20 protein-coding genes, 1 other RNA gene and 1 other annotated feature are annotated in these 21,188 nt (G+C 46.5%); of the genes, 17 read left to right on the top strand and 4 right to left on the bottom strand.

The window, feature by feature from the left end:
- Position 1: 1 nt before the first annotated feature.
- The 4 genes from ABSY64_RS04640 to ABSY64_RS04655 form a co-directional block, all read right to left on the bottom strand.
- On the bottom strand, positions 2-1,972 hold the full coding sequence (locus ABSY64_RS04640) for an ABC transporter permease (protein WP_349641918.1): 1,971 nt from the start codon (positions 1,970-1,972) through the stop codon (positions 2-4).
- The gene (locus tag ABSY64_RS04645) at positions 1,972-2,727 is read right to left on the bottom strand and encodes an ABC transporter ATP-binding protein (RefSeq protein ID WP_349641919.1); all 756 of its coding nucleotides are present in this window, start codon (positions 2,725-2,727) and stop codon (positions 1,972-1,974) included. The genes ABSY64_RS04640 and ABSY64_RS04645 overlap by 1 nt, the downstream gene beginning before the upstream one ends.
- A gap of 80 nt (positions 2,728-2,807) precedes the next feature.
- Positions 2,808-3,821: a sensor histidine kinase gene (locus ABSY64_RS04650; RefSeq protein ID WP_349641920.1), complete on the bottom strand. Its 1,014-nt coding sequence runs from the start codon at positions 3,819-3,821 to the stop codon at positions 2,808-2,810.
- Positions 3,814-4,491: a response regulator transcription factor gene (locus ABSY64_RS04655; protein WP_349641921.1), complete on the bottom strand. Its 678-nt coding sequence runs from the start codon at positions 4,489-4,491 to the stop codon at positions 3,814-3,816. The genes ABSY64_RS04650 and ABSY64_RS04655 overlap by 8 nt, the downstream gene beginning before the upstream one ends.
- A 288-nt stretch (positions 4,492-4,779) precedes the next feature.
- Between ABSY64_RS04655 and rpoB the strand changes: the two genes are divergently transcribed.
- From rpoB to dnaX, 17 genes are all read left to right on the top strand, one after another.
- A complete protein-coding gene (gene rpoB, locus ABSY64_RS04660; protein ID WP_349641922.1) occupies positions 4,780-8,400 on the top strand; it encodes a DNA-directed RNA polymerase subunit beta in 3,621 nt (1,206 codons plus the stop codon).
- A 22-nt stretch (positions 8,401-8,422) separates the two neighbouring features.
- On the top strand, positions 8,423-12,082 hold the full coding sequence (gene rpoC / locus ABSY64_RS04665) for a DNA-directed RNA polymerase subunit beta' (protein WP_349641923.1): 3,660 nt from the start codon (positions 8,423-8,425) through the stop codon (positions 12,080-12,082).
- Positions 12,083-12,178: 96 nt separating this feature from the next.
- Positions 12,179-12,646 carry a hypothetical protein gene (locus ABSY64_RS04670; protein ID WP_349641924.1) on the top strand — a complete coding sequence of 156 codons (468 nt, stop codon included), beginning with the start codon at positions 12,179-12,181 and terminating at the stop codon, positions 12,644-12,646.
- A gap of 142 nt (positions 12,647-12,788) precedes the next feature.
- Positions 12,789-13,175, top strand: a complete 387-nt coding sequence (locus ABSY64_RS04675; RefSeq protein ID WP_349642215.1) for a Mini-ribonuclease 3 — start codon at positions 12,789-12,791, stop codon at positions 13,173-13,175.
- Positions 13,168-13,917 (top strand): 23S rRNA (guanosine(2251)-2'-O)-methyltransferase RlmB, encoded by a 750-nt coding sequence (gene rlmB / locus ABSY64_RS04680; protein ID WP_349641925.1) that lies wholly within the window; start codon positions 13,168-13,170, stop codon positions 13,915-13,917. The genes ABSY64_RS04675 and rlmB overlap by 8 nt, the downstream gene beginning before the upstream one ends.
- A 24-nt stretch (positions 13,918-13,941) precedes the next feature.
- Complete coding sequence (locus tag ABSY64_RS04685) at positions 13,942-14,487, top strand: sigma factor (RefSeq protein WP_349641926.1); 546 nt, start codon at positions 13,942-13,944, stop codon at positions 14,485-14,487.
- Positions 14,488-14,536: 49 nt separating this feature from the next.
- On the top strand, positions 14,537-14,686 hold the full coding sequence (rpmG, locus tag ABSY64_RS04690; protein ID WP_349641927.1) for a 50S ribosomal protein L33: 150 nt from the start codon (positions 14,537-14,539) through the stop codon (positions 14,684-14,686).
- An 11-nt stretch (positions 14,687-14,697) separates the two neighbouring features.
- On the top strand, positions 14,698-14,874 hold the full coding sequence (gene secE / locus ABSY64_RS04695; RefSeq protein WP_349641928.1) for a preprotein translocase subunit SecE: 177 nt from the start codon (positions 14,698-14,700) through the stop codon (positions 14,872-14,874).
- Between the two features lie 102 nt (positions 14,875-14,976).
- Positions 14,977-15,552, top strand: a complete 576-nt coding sequence (nusG, locus tag ABSY64_RS04700) for a transcription termination/antitermination protein NusG (protein WP_349641929.1) — start codon at positions 14,977-14,979, stop codon at positions 15,550-15,552.
- Positions 15,553-15,671: 119 nt separating this feature from the next.
- Positions 15,672-16,136 carry a 50S ribosomal protein L11 gene (rplK, locus tag ABSY64_RS04705; protein ID WP_349641930.1) on the top strand — a complete coding sequence of 155 codons (465 nt, stop codon included), beginning with the start codon at positions 15,672-15,674 and terminating at the stop codon, positions 16,134-16,136.
- On the top strand, positions 16,136-16,828 hold the full coding sequence (rplA, locus tag ABSY64_RS04710; RefSeq protein ID WP_349641931.1) for a 50S ribosomal protein L1: 693 nt from the start codon (positions 16,136-16,138) through the stop codon (positions 16,826-16,828). The genes rplK and rplA overlap by 1 nt, the downstream gene beginning before the upstream one ends.
- A gap of 36 nt (positions 16,829-16,864) precedes the next feature.
- Positions 16,865-16,981 (top strand) — a sequence feature (ribosomal protein L10 leader region).
- A gap of 23 nt (positions 16,982-17,004) precedes the next feature.
- The gene (gene rplJ, locus ABSY64_RS04715) at positions 17,005-17,529 is read left to right on the top strand and encodes a 50S ribosomal protein L10 (protein WP_349641932.1); all 525 of its coding nucleotides are present in this window, start codon (positions 17,005-17,007) and stop codon (positions 17,527-17,529) included.
- Positions 17,530-17,574: 45 nt separating this feature from the next.
- A complete protein-coding gene (rplL, locus tag ABSY64_RS04720; protein ID WP_349641933.1) occupies positions 17,575-17,940 on the top strand; it encodes a 50S ribosomal protein L7/L12 in 366 nt (121 codons plus the stop codon).
- Between the two features lie 54 nt (positions 17,941-17,994).
- Positions 17,995-18,615, top strand: coding sequence for a class I SAM-dependent methyltransferase (locus ABSY64_RS04725; protein WP_349641934.1), 621 nt, complete (start codon positions 17,995-17,997; stop codon positions 18,613-18,615).
- Positions 18,608-19,123 carry a tRNA adenosine(34) deaminase TadA gene (gene tadA, locus ABSY64_RS04730; protein ID WP_349641935.1) on the top strand — a complete coding sequence of 172 codons (516 nt, stop codon included), beginning with the start codon at positions 18,608-18,610 and terminating at the stop codon, positions 19,121-19,123. Before ABSY64_RS04725 ends, tadA begins: the two co-directional genes overlap by 8 nt.
- A 34-nt stretch (positions 19,124-19,157) precedes the next feature.
- Positions 19,158-19,256, top strand: an RNA gene (ffs, locus tag ABSY64_RS04735) — signal recognition particle sRNA small type.
- Positions 19,257-19,295: 39 nt separating this feature from the next.
- Positions 19,296-21,188, top strand: coding sequence for a DNA polymerase III subunit gamma/tau (gene dnaX / locus ABSY64_RS04740; protein WP_349641936.1), 1,893 nt, complete (start codon positions 19,296-19,298; stop codon positions 21,186-21,188).

A 21,188-nucleotide genomic window follows, 5' to 3' on the forward strand; every position in this document is an offset into this window, starting at 1 on the left:
TTTAATTCTCACGGAGTTGCGTGACTTTTTTGTAGTAAACACAAGAAGTGAGGAGGTAGACGAGGTAGTAAATGGCAATCATGAGTAGGATGGTGCCAGCGATAACCAGATAGACTTGGTTATCGTTTGTGACGCCGAAGGCGCGCAATACCTTGGTAATCATGAGCATAGCAAAGCTCAGATGGGTAATCGCAACGGCAATGGGTAGTCCGAAGAGCCAAACCAGTTGGGTGCGGATACATGCCTTGATTTCTTTGCGGGACATCCCGAGCTTCGTCAAAATGTTGAACTGTTTTTGGTCGGCCTGACCTTCTGTGACTTGCTTGTAGTAAATCATGAGGGCGGTAGCCAAGATGAAGCTAACGGAGAAGAGCAGTCCAATGAAGAAGAAGCCGCCGAAGAAGGTGTTTAAAGCGCGTTTGTCATCATAGGATGAAGTGCTTATTGAGCGTGTATGGTTCTGTGCTTCAAAATTGTCACCTTCCTGCATGGCGTTCGAGAATTTCGTGATATCTTTTTTGCTTCCAACAAGATTAAAGTAATAACTTGCTAAAATCGGATTTTCTCTGTGCATCGTGGCGCTTTTAGGAAGGTTATTCAATAGAACCTTCTGATCAGGGACAATAATAAAGCTTGAACCGGAAGGTGAAACGGCGATGCCTTTGATACCGCTTAGATGCTTTTTGACAGTGTATTGATGACCATCGAGAAGCTTCAGCTGCTTACCCTTAAAACTAGAATATGAACTATAGAATGCAATCTCGTTGCCCTTTAAGTTAGGTACGTTCTGATTACCCAATTTCTTAAACTGACTAAGTGTCATTAACTGAATACTTTGGCTAATCCCGTCTTGACCGGTATCTTCGACGGCTTTGAGTTCATGATTTTTAGTAATGTCGAAGCTGAATTCTTGGCTAGTTTGGAATTGGTAGCCGTCTTTAATCTTAACTCGGTATTTTTTAGCTAATTGGTCAAAATTTTGGGTTTTTATTGTGCTATCCATACTGGTGAACTGAATATCGCGCGGATAAGTTTGGTCGATTAAAGTTTGCCGGCCAAAGAACAAGGCCGAAGTCGTTACTGTTACGACCAAAGTCATCGTCGTCAGCAAAGTAATGCTGGCCAGTCCGACGGCATTTTGCTTCATGCGAAAAAGCATGTTAGAAACGGTGATGAAGCGCTTGCTCTTTTGGTAGAAGGAAGGGCGACCCTTCATGATTTTCAAAACCAAGGTGCTGCCGGCCACGAATAAGAAGTAAGTGGCGAAAATAACCAGTAAGACCGCAATGAAGAATTGCTGCATTGCCTTAATAGGACTGGAAACGGTCAACGCCAGGTAGTAGGCACATCCTAGCATCAAAGCACCTAAAATAAAGAGAATCCAACGGTTCTTGGGGGATGTTGTTCCTTTTTTACCTGCTTTGAGTAAATTCAAAGTCTTCGTACGAATAATTGTCCAACAATCGTACAAAAAGAGTAGGACGAAGATGCCAGCAAAGAAAAACAACGTAATGGCAAGCGGTGCAGTTGAAAAGCCAAGTTCAAAATTTGTTCCTTCGACTAGGCGAATCAACAGCAGGATAGATAACTTACTCATCACAAAGCCTGTCACGAGTCCAGCGATTAAGTCGAGCGCCAGGGTCAAAGTTTGCTGTAGAAATGAAATCTTCATTAGGTCGCTTTTCTTCAAACCTAAAATGCTGTACAGGCCGAATTCGGCCTGTTTTTTCTTGCGTAAGAAACTATAGGTATAGAACAAAAATATGAGGGATAAAATCCCGATTACGACTTGTGCCATTCCCAACAGCGTCAAAACGGCCTGACTAGCATATAAATGCTGCACACCAGAAGAAAAAAGCAATAACTGTATGATAAAGTTTAAAGCCACGGCTGCGGAGCCAACGAGTAAAAAAGGCAGGTACTCGGCCATGTTCTTCCGCAAGGAATCGAGGGCTAATTTCCAATAAAGCATTAGGATAGTCCTCCTAGCAAATTGGTCATGGCATCGTTGATACTGAGCAAGAACTCAGTTTCATTTTGTTCGCCACGATAAATTTGATGGAAAACGGTTCCGTCCTTGATGAAGAGTACGCGGCGGGCGTGACTAGCTGTCAAGGATGAGTGGGTAACCATCAAAATAGTTTGGCCAGCTTGGTTAGATTGGTCAAAAAGGTCCATGATTTCAGCAGCGTTCTTGGAATCTAGAGCACCGGTTGGTTCGTCACCTAGTAACAATTCTGGTTTGGTAATCAAAGCTCGGCCGATGGCGACACGCTGTTGCTGCCCGCCGGAAAGTTCGTAGGGATACTTATCGAGTAAGTCCTCGATACCCAAAGCCTTGGCTAAGGGGGCCAACTTGGCTTCTTTACCCTTGGTATCTTTAGCTAGCACAAGGGGAAGGTAAATGTTATCGGCCACGGACAAAGTGTTTAGCAGATTAAAATCCTGGAAAACAAAGCCAAGATGATCACGACGATATTGTGCTACTTCACGGTCCTTCAACTTGGTAAGATTCTTGTCATTCAGGAAAATTTGGCCGGCACTAGGTTTGTCAATTGTTGCTAAGCAATTTAGCAGCGTAGACTTACCCGAACCAGATTCACCCATGATGGCGATGAATTCGCCGGGTTCAACTTCAAAATTGACGTCCTTTAGGGCCTGCACCTTATTGGCGCTTAAGCGGCTGCGGTATTCCTTTTGTAAATGTTCAACTTTTAGTAGGGGCATGTTCTTTTCTCCTCTTTTTAACATGAATCTAGCTTAACGAAAAAAAGAGGGGCCCATGCTTACAGGCCGCCTCCTGAAACTTACATTTTTGTAAGGTTACCAAAATCTCGCTGTTTTAAATCAATCGTTACAGTTGTTCCCACTTGAACTTCAGATTGAATGTTAATGCTGTGGCCTAACTTGGTCAAAATTTCTTTGACCAAATAGAGGCCGATACCGCTGGCATTATTGTCCAAGCGACCATTAAAGCCGGTGTAGCCTTGGTTGAAAATTAAGGGTAAGTCGCTTTGCGAAATACCAATCCCAGTGTCACGAATCACAACTTGGCCATCTGGGCCGATCTCAATCGTAATCCGACCTGCAGCCGGCGTGTACTTAATGGCGTTGAAGATAATTTGTTCAAAAACGAAATGTAGCCATTTTGAGTCGGACACCACTTTTAATTTTTCGTCAGTTAAACGCACGGTTAAATCCTTATGGATAAACCAGTAGCGGTATTCTTTGATCACATCCGTCAGTAGATTTCGGACGTCAACTTCGCGAAAGTTTAAATCTTGATCATCACCGCGTAAGCGAATGAATTGGAGCATCATATCCAGATACTGATTGACGAGTAGGAGTTGTTCTTTGCTTTGCGCCGGATCAATGGTGCTGGTTTGATTCATTAAATCCATCACAGAGAGGGGCACTTTGATTTGGTGAGCCCAGAGGGCGTAGTAGTCTTGCAAATCTTGATTTTCCTGCCGCAATTGTTCGCGGAGTTGGTTTTGCTGTTCAAGAAGTCTGGCTAATAAATACTGGTAGTGTTTATCCGATGAACTGCGGGTTTGTAGTTCTGGCAAGGAATCCAAGTGCTCTTCTTTTTGCATTCGTTGGAGAGTGAGGTTTTGCTTTGTCCAACGCCAGGCGAGATAAATCGTTAAAACCAGTAAGAGATAGCCTAGCGCCCAGCAGACATCCAAGGCGTTACTGATTGGAATTGAACGTAGTGTCACGGACCAGAGCAAAACGATTCCAAAAGCCACATATGATAGGTAAAGATACCAAAACTCGCGTAGAAAAAGTCCTACACCCCTCAAAAATCGTTTAATCATCGAGCAAAACTCCCTTGCCCTTAATGGTCTTGATGTGCCCGGCTAGGCCAATTTCTCCAACCTTGCTGCGTAAGCGGGCTAGGGTCACTGACAGCGTGTTGCGGTCGATGAAGAGTTCATCTTCCCACAAATCGGTCATGATTTCTTCTTTTGAAACTGTTTGCCGGGGATGACTGAATAGCAGATGGAGTAACTTGGTTTCATTTTTCGTTAGTGCGACTTTATTAGCCCCGTCCCAGAGCTGGTTATCAACGAGGTTTAAGGTGTAGTTCAAAAAGCTAGTTTGGCCACTATCCTCGGAAAAGTCGTATTCACGCCGTAGAAGCGCCTTGATCTTAACAATCAGCAAATCCATGTTGAAGGGCTTAGTAATGTAGTCGTCGGCCCCGAAGTTCATCGCCATAATTTGGTCACTGTCTTCGCTGCGACTGGATAGGAAGATAATGGGGACCTGGCTTGTCTGGCGGATTTTTTGCGTCCAATAGAAACCGTTGAAGAAAGGCAAATTGACGTCCATCAAAATCAGTTGTGGCTTGGCCGCAGCGATTTCTTTATCAACTTGGTTAAAGTTCTGGCAGGATTCGGCGCTAAAACCCCAGGAAGCCAAACCTTTCTTGATTAATGCCACTAATTCTTGATTGTCTTCGACGATAAAGAGTTTATAGTCCAAAATTCTGCTCCCGCTTTAAAAGTTATTTCTATTATACATGCCGCCCATTTTCCCTTGCATTTTCCTCTAAAGCAGGTATAATTTTATTCAGTAACACTGTGAATAAAAAGGGAAACTGTGATCTATTGTCCACAGGCTCCCATTATATTAAGGCAAACGTTCGCTGCGGAAACAGCGACGATTGCTTTTTTTGTGCCTTTAAAGCGGTGATTTAGCCTCAAAAAGCTAAATTGTAATCAAAATGTAATATTGGCATGGACACGGTGAATAAGCAATGAGGTGATCAGTGTGGCAGGACATTTAGTAAAATACGGTAAATATCGTACCCGTCGATCTTATTCGAAAATCAAGGAAGTTCTTGATATTCCGAACTTGATTGAAGTACAGACAGCATCTTACAAGTGGTTCCTTGATGAAGGAATCAAAGAGATGTTTAACGATATTATGCCGATCCAGGATTTCCAAGGAAATCTTTCATTAGAGTACGTCGACTACAAGTTGATGGAACCTAAGTATAGTATCGACGAAGCACGTGAACACGATGCCAACTATTCGGCTCCGCTTCACGTGACTTTGCGCTTGACCAACCACGAAACTGGTGAAATCAAGTCGCAAGACGTCTTCTTTGGTGATTTCCCATTGATGACTGACCAGGGAACTTTCGTAATCAACGGTGCGGAACGAGTTATCGTTTCTCAGTTGGTTCGTTCACCTGGAATCTACTACAACGAAGAAACTGACAAGAACGGTCGCCCACACTTTGGTACCACTGTTATCCCTAACCGTGGTGCATGGTTGGAATACGAAACGGATGCCAAGGGTATCGATAACGTTCGTATCGATCGTACGCGTAAGTTGTTGATGACTGAATTGGTTCGTGCCCTTGGCTTCGGCTCAGATTCAGACATCATCGATATTTTCTCTGATTCATACGATTCTTTGAACATGACCTTGGAAAAGGATGTTCACAAGAACATGTCAGATTCTCGTGTTGAAGAAGCTTTGAAGGACATCTACGAACGCTTGCGTCCGGGTGAACCTAAGACTGCCGATTCATCACGTGCGCTTTTGGTTGCGCGTTTCTTCGATCCAAAGCGTTATGATTTGGCCCCTGTTGGTCGTTACAAGATCAACAAGAAGTTGTCATTGAAGTCACGTTTGCTTAACCAAACCTTGGCTGAAACTTTGGCTGACCCTGATTCAGGTGAAATTTTGGCTGAAAAGGGGACCTTGGTTGACAAGGAAGTTATGGCAAAGTTGGCCCCATTCTTGGCCCGCGATGACTTTAAGACAACGACTTACACGCCATCTGGCGATGCCGTTTTACAGGACCCAATCGTTCTTCAAAAGATTAAGATTGAATCACCTGAAAACCCAGACAAGACTTTGCTCTTGATTGGAAACGGCAACATTCCTGAAGACGACCACACGGTTCGCCCTGCCGACATCTTGGCTGGTATCAACTACTTCTTGAACTTGCAAGAAGGCGTTGGTCAAGTTGATGATATCGATCACTTGGGTAACCGTCGTATCCGTTCCGTTGGTGAATTGCTTCAAAACCAATTCCGTATCGGTTTGACTCGTATGGAACGTGTTGTTCGCGAACGTATGTCAATTCAGGATGCCAACACCGTTACGCCACAGCAATTGATTAACATCCGTCCGGTTGTTGCTGCTGTTAAGGAATTCTTTGGTTCATCACAGCTTTCACAGTTTATGGATCAGACTAACCCATTGGGTGAAATGAACCACAAGCGTCGTTTGTCAGCCCTTGGACCTGGTGGTTTGACTCGTGACCGTGCCGGCGTTGAAGTTCGAGATGTTCACTACACCCACTATGGCCGTATTGACCCTATCGAAACGCCCGAAGGTCCTAACATCGGTTTGATTAACTCTTTGGCTACTTATGGTCGCATCAACAAGTATGGCTTCATCGAAACGCCATACCGTCGTGTCGACTGGGGAACTCACAAGGTTACCGCCAAGATTGATTACTTGACTGCCGATGAAGAAGATAACTACATCGTTGCCCAAGCCAACACGGAATTGGAAGATGATGGTTCATTCGTGCACAACACGGCCATGGCCCGTTTCGGTGAAGAAAACATCGAAACGCCAGTTGAAAAGATCGATTACGTCGACGTTTCGCCTAAGCAGGTTGTTTCTGTTGGAACTGCCGTTATTCCTTTCTTGGAAAACGATGATTCTAACCGTGCCTTGATGGGTGCCAACATGCAGCGTCAGGCGGTTCCTTTGTTGGATCCCCACGCTCCTATCGTTGGAACTGGTGTTGAATACAAGGCAGCCCACGATTCTGGTGCCGCCATCATTTCCCAGGCAGCTGGTGAAGTGGAATACGTTGATGCTCGCCAAATCCGCGTTCGCCGCGAAGATGGTCAGCTCGACACTTACGAATTAATGAAGTTCCGCCGTTCTAACGGTGGTAAGAACTACAACCAAAAGCCAATCGTTAAGGTCGGCGAACAGGTTGATGAAGACCAAGTTTTGGCCGATGGACCATCAATGGAAAAGGGTGAATTGGCCTTGGGTCAAAACCCAGTTATCGCCTTCATGACTTGGCACGGTTATAACTTCGAAGATGCCATCGTTTTGAACGAACGTTTGGTCCGTGAAGATGTTTATACGTCAATTCACATCGAAGAATACGATTCAGAAGCCCGTGATACAAAGCTTGGACCGGAAGAAATTACCCGTGAAATTCCAAATACTGGAGAAGAACAGCTCAAGGATTTGGATGAAAACGGAATTATCCGGGTCGGGGCCGAAGTTCACGATGGTGACATTTTGGTCGGTAAGGTTACGCCTAAGGGTGTGACGGACCTTTCAGCCGAAGAACGTTTGCTCCACGCCATCTTCGGTGAAAAGGCACGCGAAGTTCGCGATACTTCTCTGCACGTACCACACGGTGGTGGCGGAGTGGTTCAGTCAGTTCGTATCTACACGCCTGAAAATGGTGACGAATTGGCTCCAGGTGTGAACATGATGGTTCGTGTTTACATCGCTCAAAAGCGTAAGATTCAAGTCGGTGACAAGATGGCCGGTCGTCACGGAAACAAGGGTACTGTTTCAGTCGTTGTTCCTGAAGAAGACATGCCATACTTGCCAGATGGAACCCCAATTGACATCTGTTTGTCACCCATGGGTGTGCCATCTCGTATGAACATCGGACAGGTTTTGGAATTGCACTTGGGTTACGCAGCTAAGAAGTTGGGTATCCACGTTGCCTCACCTGTTTTCGATGGTGCCACCGATGACGAAATTGAAGAAGCCATGGCCGAAGCTGGTTTGCCAGCCGATGGTAAGCAAGTGGTTTACGATGGTAAGACTGGTGAAGCCTTTGACAAGCGTGTTGCCGTTGGTATCATGCACTACTTGAAGTTGGCCCACATGGTTGACGATAAGATTCACGCCCGTTCAATCGGACCTTACTCTCTTGTTACGCAGCAGCCTTTGGGTGGAAAAGCCCAGTTCGGTGGACAGCGTTTCGGAGAAATGGAAGTTTGGGCACTGGAAGCTTACGGTGCCGCCTACACCTTGCAAGAAATCTTGACTTACAAGTCTGATGATGTTGCTGGTCGTGTTAAGGTTTACGAATCAATCATCAAGGGTGAAGCCATTCCTAAGCCTGGTGTTCCTGAATCATTCCGAGTTTTGGTTAAGGAATTGCAGGCCCTTGGTTTGGACTTGCGCGTCTTGGATGACAAGAAGGAAGCTGTTGAACTCCGTCAAATGGACGAAGACGACTCCGTTTTGCCAGTTGACGCCCTTGAAAAGCTAGCTCGTACGAATCCTGATCTTTTGAACAAGGATGATGACGAAGTTAAGGCCGCCTTTACAAAAGTTGACTCAGATGAAAACGCTGAGCGCTCAACGAATAACGAAGAATAATTAAAGAAAGGTGAACCAATAGATGGCAATCGATGTAAATAAGTTCGAGAGTATGCAAATTGGTTTGGCTTCTCCTGACAAGATCCATGACTGGTCTCATGGTGAAGTTAAGAAGCCCGAAACCATTAACTATCGAACACTTAAGCCTGAAAAAGATGGTTTGTTTGATGAACGAATTTTCGGACCTACCAAGGACTATGAATGTGCCTGTGGTAAGTACAAGCGAATCCGTTATAAGGGCATTGTCTGTGACCGCTGTGGCGTCGAAGTTACCTCTTCAAAGGTACGTCGCGAACGCATGGGTCACATTGAGCTAGCCGCTCCGGTTACTCACATTTGGTACTTCAAGGGAATCCCATCACGTATGGGCTTGGTCTTGGATATGTCACCACGTTCCCTCGAAGAAGTCATTTACTTTGCGTCATACGTCGTGGTTGATCCAGGGGATGCTCCCGTGGAAAAGAAGCGTTTGTTGACTGAACGTGAATACCGCGAATTGAAGAAGGAATACGGTGCTAACTTTAAGGCGGGCATGGGTGCCGAAGCCATCAAGCAATTGTTGGCCGACGTTGACCTTGAAGCCGAAGCAACTGCCTTGAAGAAGGAATTGCAGGAAGCTACTGGTCAAAAGCGTGTTCGTGCTGTCCGTCGTTTGGACATCATCGAAGCCTTCTTGCAATCAGAAAACAAGCCAGAATGGATGGTTATGGAAGTTATTCCAGTTATCCCACCTGACTTGCGTCCAATGGTTCAGTTGGAAGGTGGCCGTTTCGCCACTTCTGATTTGAACGATTTGTACCGTCGTGTTATCAACCGTAACAACCGTTTGAAGCGTTTGTTCGATTTGAATGCCCCTGGCATCATCGTGCAAAACGAAAAGCGTATGTTGCAAGAAGCCGTTGATGCTTTGATGGATAACGGTCGTCGTGGCCGTCCTGTTGCCGGTCCTGGTAACCGTCCTTTGAAGTCACTTTCCCACATGTTGAAGGGAAAGCAAGGTCGTTTCCGTCAAAACTTGCTGGGTAAGCGTGTTGATTACTCAGGACGTTCCGTTATCGATGTTGGACCTTTCTTGAAGATGAACCAGATGGGACTTCCACGTCCAATGGCCATCGAATTGTTCCGTCCATTCATCATGCGTGAATTGACGAAGCGTGGTTTGGCTGGCAACGTTAAGTCAGCTAAGCGCAAGATTGACAAGGCTGACGAAGATGTTATGGATGTTTTGGAAGATGTTATCCAAGAACACCCAGTGCTTTTGAACCGAGCACCTACCTTGCACCGTTTGGGAATTCAGGCCTTTGAACCAGTTTTGGTTTCTGGTAAGGCCATGCGTTTGCACCCATTGATCTGTGAAGCGTATAACGCCGATTTTGATGGTGATCAGATGGCCATTCACGTGCCTTTGTCTGATGAAGCGCAAGCTGAATCCCGTTTGCTAATGTTGGCCGCAGGTCACATTTTGGCACCTAAGGATGGTAAGCCAATCGTTACGCCTTCTCAGGATATGGTTATTGGTAACTACTACCTAACCACTGAAGAAGAAGGCCGCGAAGGCGAAGGCATGATCTTCTCATCTGTTGATGAAGCTCGTTTGGCCTTTGAAAACCACTTGGTTCACTATCACACGCGTGTGGGTATCCAAACTTCTTCATTCCCTGAAGAAAAGCCATTTACCCCAGAACAACGCGAAAAGATTATGGTTACTTCCGTTGGTAAGCTCTTCTTCAACGAAATCTTGCCAAAGGACTTCCCATACATCAACGAACCATCTGATGAAAACTTTAACGCTATCTCAGATGACTTCTTCATGGATGCTGGTGAAGATATTCATGATTTCTTGAAGCAACAAGACATCATCAAGCCTTTCAAGAAGGGCTTCTTGGCCGACATCATTGCGGCAGTCTACAAGCGCTACAAGGTTACTGAAACTTCATTGCTTTTGGATCGCATGAAGGATCTCGGTTACGACATCTCAACCAAGTCTGGTTTGACGGTTGCCATGACCGATGTTACTGAATTGTCTGACAAGCCTGAAATCTTGGAAAACGCCCACAAGGAAGTTGCCCAAGTTACCAAGCAGTTCCGTCGTGGTTTGATTACCGACGCCGAACGTTACCAGCGTGTTATCGACATCTGGTCAAAGGCTAAGGATGTCATCCAAGACGAATTGATTCAAAGTTTCGACCTTAAGAACCCTATCTTTATGATGCAGGATTCTGGAGCTCGTGGTAACATTTCGAACTTCGTTCAGTTGGCCGGAATGCGTGGTTTGATGGCCGGACCTGGTGGTAAGATCATCGAATTGCCCGTTACTTCAAACTTCCGTGATGGTTTGACTGTTATGGAAATGTTTATCTCGACCCACGGTGCCCGTAAGGGAATGTCTGATACGGCCCTTAAGACGGCCAACTCAGGTTACTTGACTCGTCGTTTGGTCGATGTTGCCCAGGACGTTATCGTTCGTGAATACGACAACGGTTCAGATCGTGGTGTTGCTGTGCGTGCCATCATGGATGGAACTTCAGTTGTTGAACCACTTTACGATCGTATCCTTGGTCGTTACGCAATGAAGACGGTTGTTGATCCTAAGACTGGTGAAGTTATCGTTCCTCGTAACGAAATGATTGACGAAGATGTTGCCAAGAAGATTGTTGCGGCAGGTATCGAAGAAGTAACCATTCGTTCTGTCTTCACTTCAACCACTGAACACGGTGTTTCAGTTATGGACTACGGTCGTAACTTGGCTACTGGTGAAGAAGTTGAAGTTGGTGAAGCTGTTGGAACGGTTGCCGCTCAGTCAATCGGTGAACCTGGTACTCAGTTGACCATGCGTAACTTCCACACGGGTGGTGTTGCCGGTGGAAACGATATCACGCAAGGTTTGCCTCGTGTGCAGGAAATTGTTGAAGCTCGTATCCCTAAGGGACGTGCTGAAATTTCTGAAGTCACTGGTAAGATTACAACCATTGAAGAAAACCCAGCAGAACGCACTAAGACAGTTACCATCGAAGGTGAGACCGATACTCGTTCTTACACTTTGCCATTGACTGCTCGTATGCGTTTCGGTGAAGGGGACAGCATCAAGCGTGGAGAAGCCATCAACGAAGGACCTATTGATCCTAAGGAATTGTTGGCCGTTACCGACACCTTGACGACTGAATCTTACATGCTTTCTGAAATCCAGAAGGTTTACCGTTTGCAGGGTATTGAAGTGTCCGATAAGCACATCGAAGTTATGATTCGTCAGATGTTGCGTAAGGTTCGCGTCATGGATCCAGGTCAAACTGATCTTTTGCCAGGTACTTTGATGGATATCGCGGACTTCCAGCGTGCCAACGAACCAGCCCTCTTTGCAGGTAAGGTTCCAGCCACTGCTCGTCCAGTCTTGCTTGGTATCACCAAGGCTGCCTTGGAGACCAACTCATTCTTGTCTGCTGCATCATTCCAAGAAACTACTCGTGTCTTGACTGATGCTGCTATCCGCGGCAAGAACGATCCACTTGTTGGATTGAAGGAAAACGTCATTATCGGTAAGATCATTCCTGCCGGTACTGGTATGGCCGAATACCGTCGCATTAAGCCAAAGGTAATCGGAGAAGTTGTTGCTAGTCCGGATGATGAAAATCCAGATGAATTGCCAAGCTTGGACGATGTTGCCCAAGCCATGGATAACAACTAATTAAATTTCCAGGAAAATGCTAGCGTAAGCTAGCATTTTTTCTTTGTCCCGGTAAAATAGATAAAAGAAGTTACTCGATTTAAAAAGGAGAGCAGCATGCCAGCTTCACATCACGATTTCAAAATTAATTGGGTTCCCTGGGTTCGCAATCTGTCTGTCAAAAAGGCTTGGACGCTAATCATCGTACCCATCGTGATTCTAGTCATTGCATTTGTTTTTCGAATTGTTCGTGGCCACAATGTCTTTGATCCAGACTGGTTTCTATTTTGCTTTAGCCTCTACTTTGTTTGGACTTTCTCACCAGCCGGCGAACAGCTCAACTACCGGGTGATGCCCAAAAGCAAGCCTCACTATGCCTACCAATTAACGACTTGGTCCCAATGGCGCTGGGCTGTAATTATGTCCGTGGCCTTCTTTGTGATTTCAATGCTGATCTGGCCGCCACTGAAGCAGGCTTGGATTGCCGCCCATATGATGGGATCGGTCCTAGTTGGCTTTATTCTAATGTGGGCCTGGCGTTGGTGGCGCGTTATTCGTCGCTATCTCAAGAATAAGAACCGTTAATTATGCCGTGGGTGTTGGTCCTTGTGCCACATTCCTATTCAAGGAATGTTTGACCCTTTAAACTAAAACATGTTCGTACAAGGAATGTTTTGGTGACACGAATTAAAGAAATGTTGAGGTCCCAAACTTGGATTATGAACAAATGAACGGGTTGTCGCTTGCTTATATCGGCGATGCAGTTTATGAAGTAGCAGTGCGTAAGCATTTACTGGAATTGGGATTTACCAAGGTCAATGCCATGCAAAAACACAGCCGCCACTACGTTTCGGCTAAGGCTCATGCTGCTATTTACGCGGTAATGGAAGCCGATGGTCTTTTAAAAGAAAATGAAATGACTTACTTTAAGCGAGGGCGCAACGCCAAGTCCCACACCTCGGCCAAGCACACAGAAGTGATTAAATACCGGATTTCGACGGGAATTGAAGCCATGTTCGGCTATCTCTACTTATCGGGACAGATGAATCGCTTCGACGAATTGATGAACTGGATTTTTGCTGCGGTTGAAGATGGAAGGGCACGCTATGAGTAAGGAAAATCAAACGAATTTTATTTACGGCCACTATGCGGCGGTTGAAGTTTTAAAGAGCCAACAAGACATTAACAAGGTTTGGTTGCAGACTGGTTTAAACGACAAGATTCGAAACGAAGTTTTGTCCTTGGCTAAAAAGCGTAAGCTAGTTGTCCAACAAACGCCTAAGGCTAAGCTGGACGAATTGACTGATGGAGCCAATCACCAAGGGGTTGTCGTATCGCTTTCCGCCTACGAATACGCCACGATGGAGGAGTTGTTTGCCAAGGCTAAGGAGGCGGGCGAAGCGCCTTTCTTCTTGATTTTGGACAACATCGAGGATCCCCATAACTTGGGTTCGATTTTGCGTACCGCGGATGCTGGTGGCGTGCATGGAATCATTATTCCTAAGCGCCGCGCCGTGCAATTAACCGGGACGGTGGCGAAGACCTCAACGGGTGCCATTGAACACGTGCCGGTTTGCCGGGTTACGAACTTGGCTCAGACCGTCGAAGCGCTTAAAAAAGAAGGTTTGTGGATTTTTGGCACCGATATGGCCGGCGAGGATTACCGTCGTTGGGACGCTAAGGGTCCGACCGCACTAATTATTGGAAACGAAGGGAAGGGCATTTCACCCCTTCTAAAGAAGAAAGTTGACGGAATGTTGACGATTCCGATGATTGGCCACGTCCAGAGTTTAAATGCTAGTGTTGCTGCTTCATTACTGATTTATCAAGGATATAACTCGCGTCATCCCCTCTAAACATCGTTTATAGGGAGAAGGAAAATGCAGGATCGTTTACGTGCCGTTGTTGTCGCAGCTAAGAAGGGGCATCAGTGTGCCTATCCAGTTTTAATTCATCATTTGCGGGGCTTGATATATAAAGTGCACCATCGCAAAGTCGCTGGACAAATCCGCTTGGATGACTGGTTTTCAGAAGCGCTCGAGTTGCTACTCAAGTGCATTCGCCGTTATGACCTCAATAAGAAGAGCGCGAAGTTTTCAACCTACTTCACCACGGCTTTGACTAACCGTGCGACGGATTTAATCCGCCAATACTACACGGGTAAAGCGCGTTTCCGCCAGGAAATGCTTTCCCAGGATAGTGAGGATTTTCAGGGTTTGGAGATTGGAACGGATGGCTTGAATCCGGAAAAGCTCTACTTGATTCGAGAAGGAATCGGTCAGCTGGACTTGGCTGACACGGCGGATTTTCGAGCAGCAGTGCGTTTCTTGATTGGTCTGGAGGTCAACGGCCCCAAGCAAAGAACAACGCGCCGTTTCGGTCAAATGCAATATCGTTTTAAACAAGCACTACGCGCGGCTATTTGATATTTAGCCGGGCAAATGTTACTATACTTTGAAGAACGGAGGCCCAACTATGGCAAGTCAAAAAGGTTCCTTAGCCTGTACGGTTTGTGGATCACGTAACTACACGGTGACTTTGTCCAAGGACCGCACCGAACGATTGACGGTAAAGAAGTACTGCCCACACTGTGGTAAGCACACCGTCCACCAACAAACTAAGTAAGGGTAGAGAAAATGATTACTTATTTTAAGAACGTTGCTAATGAAATGCGTAAGGTCTCATGGTTGAATTTGGACCAAACGACTAAGGAAACGACAGCTGTGATTTCAATCTCCATTGCTTTTGCCCTGTTCTTGGGTGCATCCGACTGGTTGTTGCAGGCACTTTTCGACTTCATTCTGGCACATTAATCAGATTTATAGTATACTTGCCTCAGCGCGAGAAGGAGCTTTTAAAGCTCTTTTTTATTTACCAATAAAAGGAGGAAGGCACGCTAGTGCCGGCATTTTACAATGACAGAATCAGACGAAATCGAAAAGGCTTGGTTTGTGGTCCACACTTATTCAGGATACGAACACAAGGTTAAGGCCAACTTGGAATCACGTACTCAGACGATGGGGATGACGGAACAAATTTTCCGTATTTTGGTTCCAGAACAAGAAGTAACCACTGTTCAAGATGGTGAAGTTAAGACTTCTGTGGAAAATGATTTCCCTGGTTATGTTTTGGTTGAAATGGCCACTCCACAAGACGGCAACATGACCGATGAAGCTTGGTATGTTGTTCGTAACACGCCTGGCGTTACTGGTTTCTTGGGCTCTCACGGTGCCGGTTCAAAGCCTAACTCACTTTTGCCAGAAGAAGTTGAATTGTTGATGAAGCGTATGGGCATGACCACGCGCGAAGTTGTCGACCTGGACGTTGAAGTTGGCCAGACCATCAAGATTGTCAACGGACCTTTCAATGGTATGGAAGGAATCGTTACCTCCATTGATGCTGAAAAGCAAAGTTTGGAAGCAACGGTGGAAGTCTTCGGTCGTGAAACGCCTACGGAACTTGCCTTTAACGACGTTGATGTTAACATCTAAATCTTAAGAGCAGCCTTGTTTAGGGCTGCTTTTTTTGTTATCATAATAAGGCATGCCAAAGGCATGTGTGGAAGCAGCACTAAAGCTGCGCTCTACCACAACACGAGGAGGAAATAATCGTGGCTAAAAAAGTCGTAAATGTAGTTAAGCTACAAATCGCTGCCGCTAAGGCAACCCCAGCTCCACCAGTTGGTCCTGCATTGGGACAAGCTGGAATTAACATCGCGCAATTCACTAAGGAATTTAACGCGCGTACTGCTGACCAAGCAGGTTCAATGATCCCGGTTGAAATCTCAGTATTTGATGACCGTTCATTTGAATTCGTTACGAAGACTCCACCAGCAGCTGACCAATTGCGTAAGATTGTTGGTAAGGGTTCTGGTGAACCTAACGTCAAGAAGGCTGGAAACGTTACTCTTGACCAAATCCGTGCTATCGCCGAAAACAAGATGGCCGATTTGAATGCCAATGACATCACTGCAGCAATGAAGATGATCGAAGGTACTGCCCGTTCAATGGGTGTTACTGTTGATGGTGTTGATTTGACTGTTGATGGTACAGCAATCAAGGAGGACGCAGAATAATGAATACTAAGCATGGAAAGAAGTATTTAGAAGCCGCTGCTAAGGTTGATGCCGAAAAGCAATATGACTTGAAGGAAGCTCTTCCTTTGTTGAAGGAAGTTTCATACGCTAAGTTCGACGGTTCTGTTGAATTGACTTTCAAGTTGAACGTTGATACTCGTCAGGCTGACCAACAATTGCGTGGTGCCGTTGTTCTTCCTAACGGAAGTGGTAAGGACAAGACTGTTGTTGTCTTTGCACAAGGTGACAAGGCTAAGGAAGCGGAAGCTGCCGGTGCTGATGTCGTTGGTGCTGCTGATTTGGTTCAGCGTATCCAAGGTGGATGGCTTGACTTTGACGTTGCCATCGCCACTCCTGACATGATGGCCCAAGTTGGTCGTGTTGGACGTGCATTGGGTCCTAAGGGATTGATGCCTAACCCTAAGACTGGAACTGTTACCATGGATGTTACCAAGGCTGTTTCAGATGCTAAGGGTGGTCAAGTTACCTACCGTACTGACCGTGACGGAAACGTTGCCGTTACTGTTGGTCGTGTATCATTTGACGAAGACAAGTTGGCTGAAAACATCAAGGCAATCGCTAGTGTTATCTTGAAGGCTCGTCCTGCAGCCGTTAAGGGAACTTACGTTTCTAACGTTGCCGTTTCATCAACGATGAGTCCTGCTGTTACCTTGGACGTTAACTCACTTTAATTGACAAGGTTAGCAGAACTTGCTAAACTATAAAAAGTAATTGAATCGATTTTGCCTAAGACTCAGGTGGTGCTTGCACCTTAATTTACCTGCCGAGGAAGTTTAAAAACTTTACCCGTATGTCTTTTGGCATGCGGGTTTCTTTTGCAAAAAATCTTGAGGAAGGAGAATCTCACATGAGTGAACAAGCTATTGCACTTAAGGCCAAGAAGGTTGAAGCGGTTGCTGACCAGTTCAAGAACGCCACTTCTGCTGTTATTATTAACATGCGTGGTTTGTCAGTTGCTGACTCAACTGAATTGCGTCACCAATTGCGTGAAGAAGGCGTTTTGCTTGAAGTTATCAAGAACAAGGTTTTGGTACGTGCCGCTGAAAAGGCTGGCTATGCCGAATTGAACGACCTTTTCAAGGGCCCTTCAGCCGTTGCCTTCTCAGATGAAGATGCTGTGGCACCTGCCCGTATTTTGAAGAAGTTTGCTGACGAAAGCGACGCCGTTGAAATCAAGGGTGGTGTTGTCGACGGCAGCATTGCAAGTCTTGATGACATTGCAAAGTATGCTTCATTGCCATCTCACGATGGTTTGCTTGGTCAGTTGATGGCAGAATTGCAGTACCCAATCCGTACTTTCGCCTATGCAGTTAATGCATTGCGCGAAAAGAAGGAAGCTGAGGGCGAAGGTTCTGACGCAGCTGCTGAATAATTTTATTAATACACATACAAGACAATATTTTGGAGGAATTTAATCATGGCTTTTGATAAAGACGCGATTATCGCATCATTGAAGGATGCAACTATCTTGGATTTGGCTGATTTGGTTTCAGCTATCGAAGAAGAATTTGATGTTTCTGCTGCTGCCCCAGTTGCTGCTGGTGGTGCTGCTGGCGGTGACGGTGCTGCTAAGAGCTCATTCGACGTAGAATTGACTTCAGCAGGTACTGCTAAGGTTAAGGTTATCAAGGCAGTTCGTGAAGCAACTGGCTTGGGCTTGAAGGAAGCTAAGGACCTTGTTGATGGTGCCCCATCAGTTGTTAAGGAAGGTCTTGACGAAGCCGCAGCTAACGAATTGAAGGAAGCCTTGGAAGCAACTGGTGCCTCAGTTACTTTGAAGTAATCCATTTAAAAAGAGTGCTTCGGCGCTCTTTTTTTGTACATAGAAGGAGACCTTATGTCCGATAAAGTTGATGGTCAGCAGTATTTCACGGCGGACCCCAGTTCCGAACACCATTACCAGGACTTTGATTTTGAACTCTTGGGACACAATTTACATTTCCGCACGGATTCTGGCGTTTTTTCTAAGCGCACGATTGATTTTGGGAGCCGGACTATGCTGGATGCCGCCATTGATGTGGCGATTCCGGCCGGACGAGTGCTTGATTTAGGGACTGGCTACGGGCCTGTCGGCGTTGCTTATGCCAAAGCAAGTGGTCGCGAAATCGACATGGTTGACGTGAACGAACGTGCTTTGGAGTTGGCTGAGCATAATGCTGAGAAAAACGGCGTGGCGGATCGAGTGCGGGTTTTTCAATCGGATATTTACCAGGCGGTTGATAATGACTATGCTTTGATTTTGGTTAATCCGCCCATTCGAGCGGGTAAGCAGGTGGTGACGGCCATGCTACAAGATGCCAAGGAACACCTTGTTGAGGGTGGCAAGCTGATTGCTGTTCTGCAAAAGAAGCAGGGGGCGCCGTCTGCCTTAAAGAATATGGAGGCGACCTTTGGCAACGCCCAAGTGATTGCCAAGAAAAAGGGCTACCAAATTTTGGAGAGTGTTAAGCATGATTAAGCGGCCCCAAATTGAGCCGGCGGACGCACAGCATTTTATGGACTTGGCACTGGCTGAGGCCCGTAAGGCCGAAGCGATTGGGGAAGTGCCAATCGGTGCGGTAATCATTAAGGATGGCGAAGTCATCGCAACTGGGTATAACCATCGTGAAACGGACCAGTTAGCCACAGCCCATGCTGAAATTTTAGCCATTGAAGAGGCTAACCGTTCGATTGGTTCCTTCCGTCTCGAGGACACGGCTCTCTTTGTGACTCTCGAACCCTGTGTCATGTGTGCGGGCGCAATCGTGAATTCGCGGATTCCGGTGCTATATTATGGTGCCGAAGATCCCAAGGCCGGCGGTACGCGCTCCCTTTATCAGATTTTGGAAGATGACCGTTTGAATCACCAGGTTGAAGTCCATGCCGGTTTGGAAGCGGAGCAATCGGGCCAATTGCTACAATCTTTTTTTCAGAAAATTCGTGCCGCTAGAAAAGCCAAAAAACTGTCAATTAAGCCAGAAGACTAGCTCTATTCTTGCCTAAAAAATTAAACTTCGTTATAATGTAATAGCAGGCAAGCGTTGGCTTCCGAACCGGGTCAGGACAGGAATGTAGCAGCCCTAAGGATGTTCGAAGTTGTGCTTGCGTACATAGTTTATACCGCCTGCTGGCGGTTTTTTTTGTAAGGGGAGGTCTACATTGGCATATCGAGCACTGTATCGCGTATATCGACCACGAACATTTGCTGACATGGTTGGTCAAGAAGTTATCACTAAGACGCTGGCCAATGCCATCAAGGCCCACCAGACCGGGCACGCCTACCTCTTTTCAGGGCCTCGTGGAACTGGTAAAACCTCTGCGGCTAAGATTTTTGCCCGAGAAGTAAACGGCATCGATCCAAAGACTGATGACAGTCAAATCCCCGACATTATCGAAATTGATGCGGCGTCCAACAACGGGGTTGATGAAATCCGTAATATTCGTGATAGTGCCAATTATGCCCCGATTGAAGCCCCTTATAAAATTTACATTATTGATGAAGCCCACATGCTGTCGACGGGTGCTTTTAACGCGCTGTTGAAGACCTTGGAAGAACCGCCCGCTAAAGTGAAGTTTATTTTGGCAACGACGGAGCCGCAAAAGATGCCGGCCACAATTTTGTCGCGAACGCAGCGCTTTGAGTTTAAGCGGATTTCCGATGAAACTTTGGAAAAGCGGATGGCCTACATTCTGAAGGAACAGGGCGTAGCCTACGAAGACGAAGCCTTGCGGATTATCGCGAAGGCCGCAGAAGGTGGTATGCGAGATGCTTTGTCGATTTTGGACCAAGTAATTGCTTTTCAGCCGGATAAAATTACGGCTGAGACTGCTTTGGAAGTCACTGGGTCAGTGCAAATCGATCAACTGATGCAGTACTTGTCCGAAGTTAGCCAAGGGCAGACGGCGGCTGCTTTGGAAGATTTGAGTCATATTTTAGCAGCGGGAAAGGACGCCCGCCGTTTCTTGCTGGACTTAATTCAGACTTTGCGCGACGTCATGCTGGCGGATATCACGCCAGATTTGATTCACTCGACTGCTTCTTTGGATGACTTGAAAAAGTTGGGCCAGTTGTTGACCCATGACAAAATCCAAAAGATGATGCTAGCCATTGATGACATGCAAAAGCAGTTGCAGTCCTCCGTTCAAAGCGATGTCTATTTGGAGCTTTTGACGGTTAAATTGGCGACGGATGTAGAAGCACTTGTTACCGAAGCGGCGCCCGCTGCTGCTAAGGCCACTCCAGCACGGAAGGCTAAAGCGAAGGCCGCAGAGACCACCACTGTGCCAAATCCTGAACCGGTTCTAGAAGTGACAAGTCAGGTGGCAGAAACACTTTCGACGAAGGATGAAGCGCCTCAAGTTCCGGCTGAAAGCCAGCCTGAGCCTGATCGTATTCCTGAAGTCCAGGAGAAGCCTAAGCCTGCCGCCGCACCGCAAGAAGAAAGTCAGCCCGCTCCAGCAGCACAACCGGCAGCTCCGGCAAAAGCGGCTGTTGCTCCAATCGCCTATACTGGCCAAAAGGCGGTCTTTGCCGTTTTGGGTCAGGCACAGCGTGATGCCTTACAGGACACCAAGCGTGCTTGGGGTGATTTGCTAGGGATTTTTGCCGTCAATCAGCAGGCCCTTTTGCAAACGGCTGAACCAGTTGCTGCAAGTCGTGATGCGCTAGTATTGGCCTTTGACTACCCGGCTTTGATGGAACAGGCCTTGCAGGACGGTGCTCTTCAAAGTGAATTGCATAAAGAATTAGAACAAGCTCAACTACCAAGTCAACTGGTAATGATTTCGCAAGATCAATGGCGCCAGGAGCGCTCCGAATACGTTAAGGAGCTCAAATCCGGGCAAACCAGTCATTATGATTTAAATGACTTGGAGCCCGTGCAAGCCAATGCTACGACTGCTCAAATGGATCCGGCACCCGCTCCAACGGAAGCGGCACGTCCTGAAACGGAAGCAGAAAAGCAGGCCGGGCCTGACATTGTCCAAGAAGCGCAGGACCTCTTTGGCCCCGACCTTGTTCAGGTAGTTGACCATTCTCAGGAGGATCGTTGA

The organism is Eupransor demetentiae (assembly GCF_963930865.1).
GTDB classification, from domain to species: Bacteria; Bacillota; Bacilli; order Lactobacillales; family Lactobacillaceae; genus Eupransor; species Eupransor demetentiae.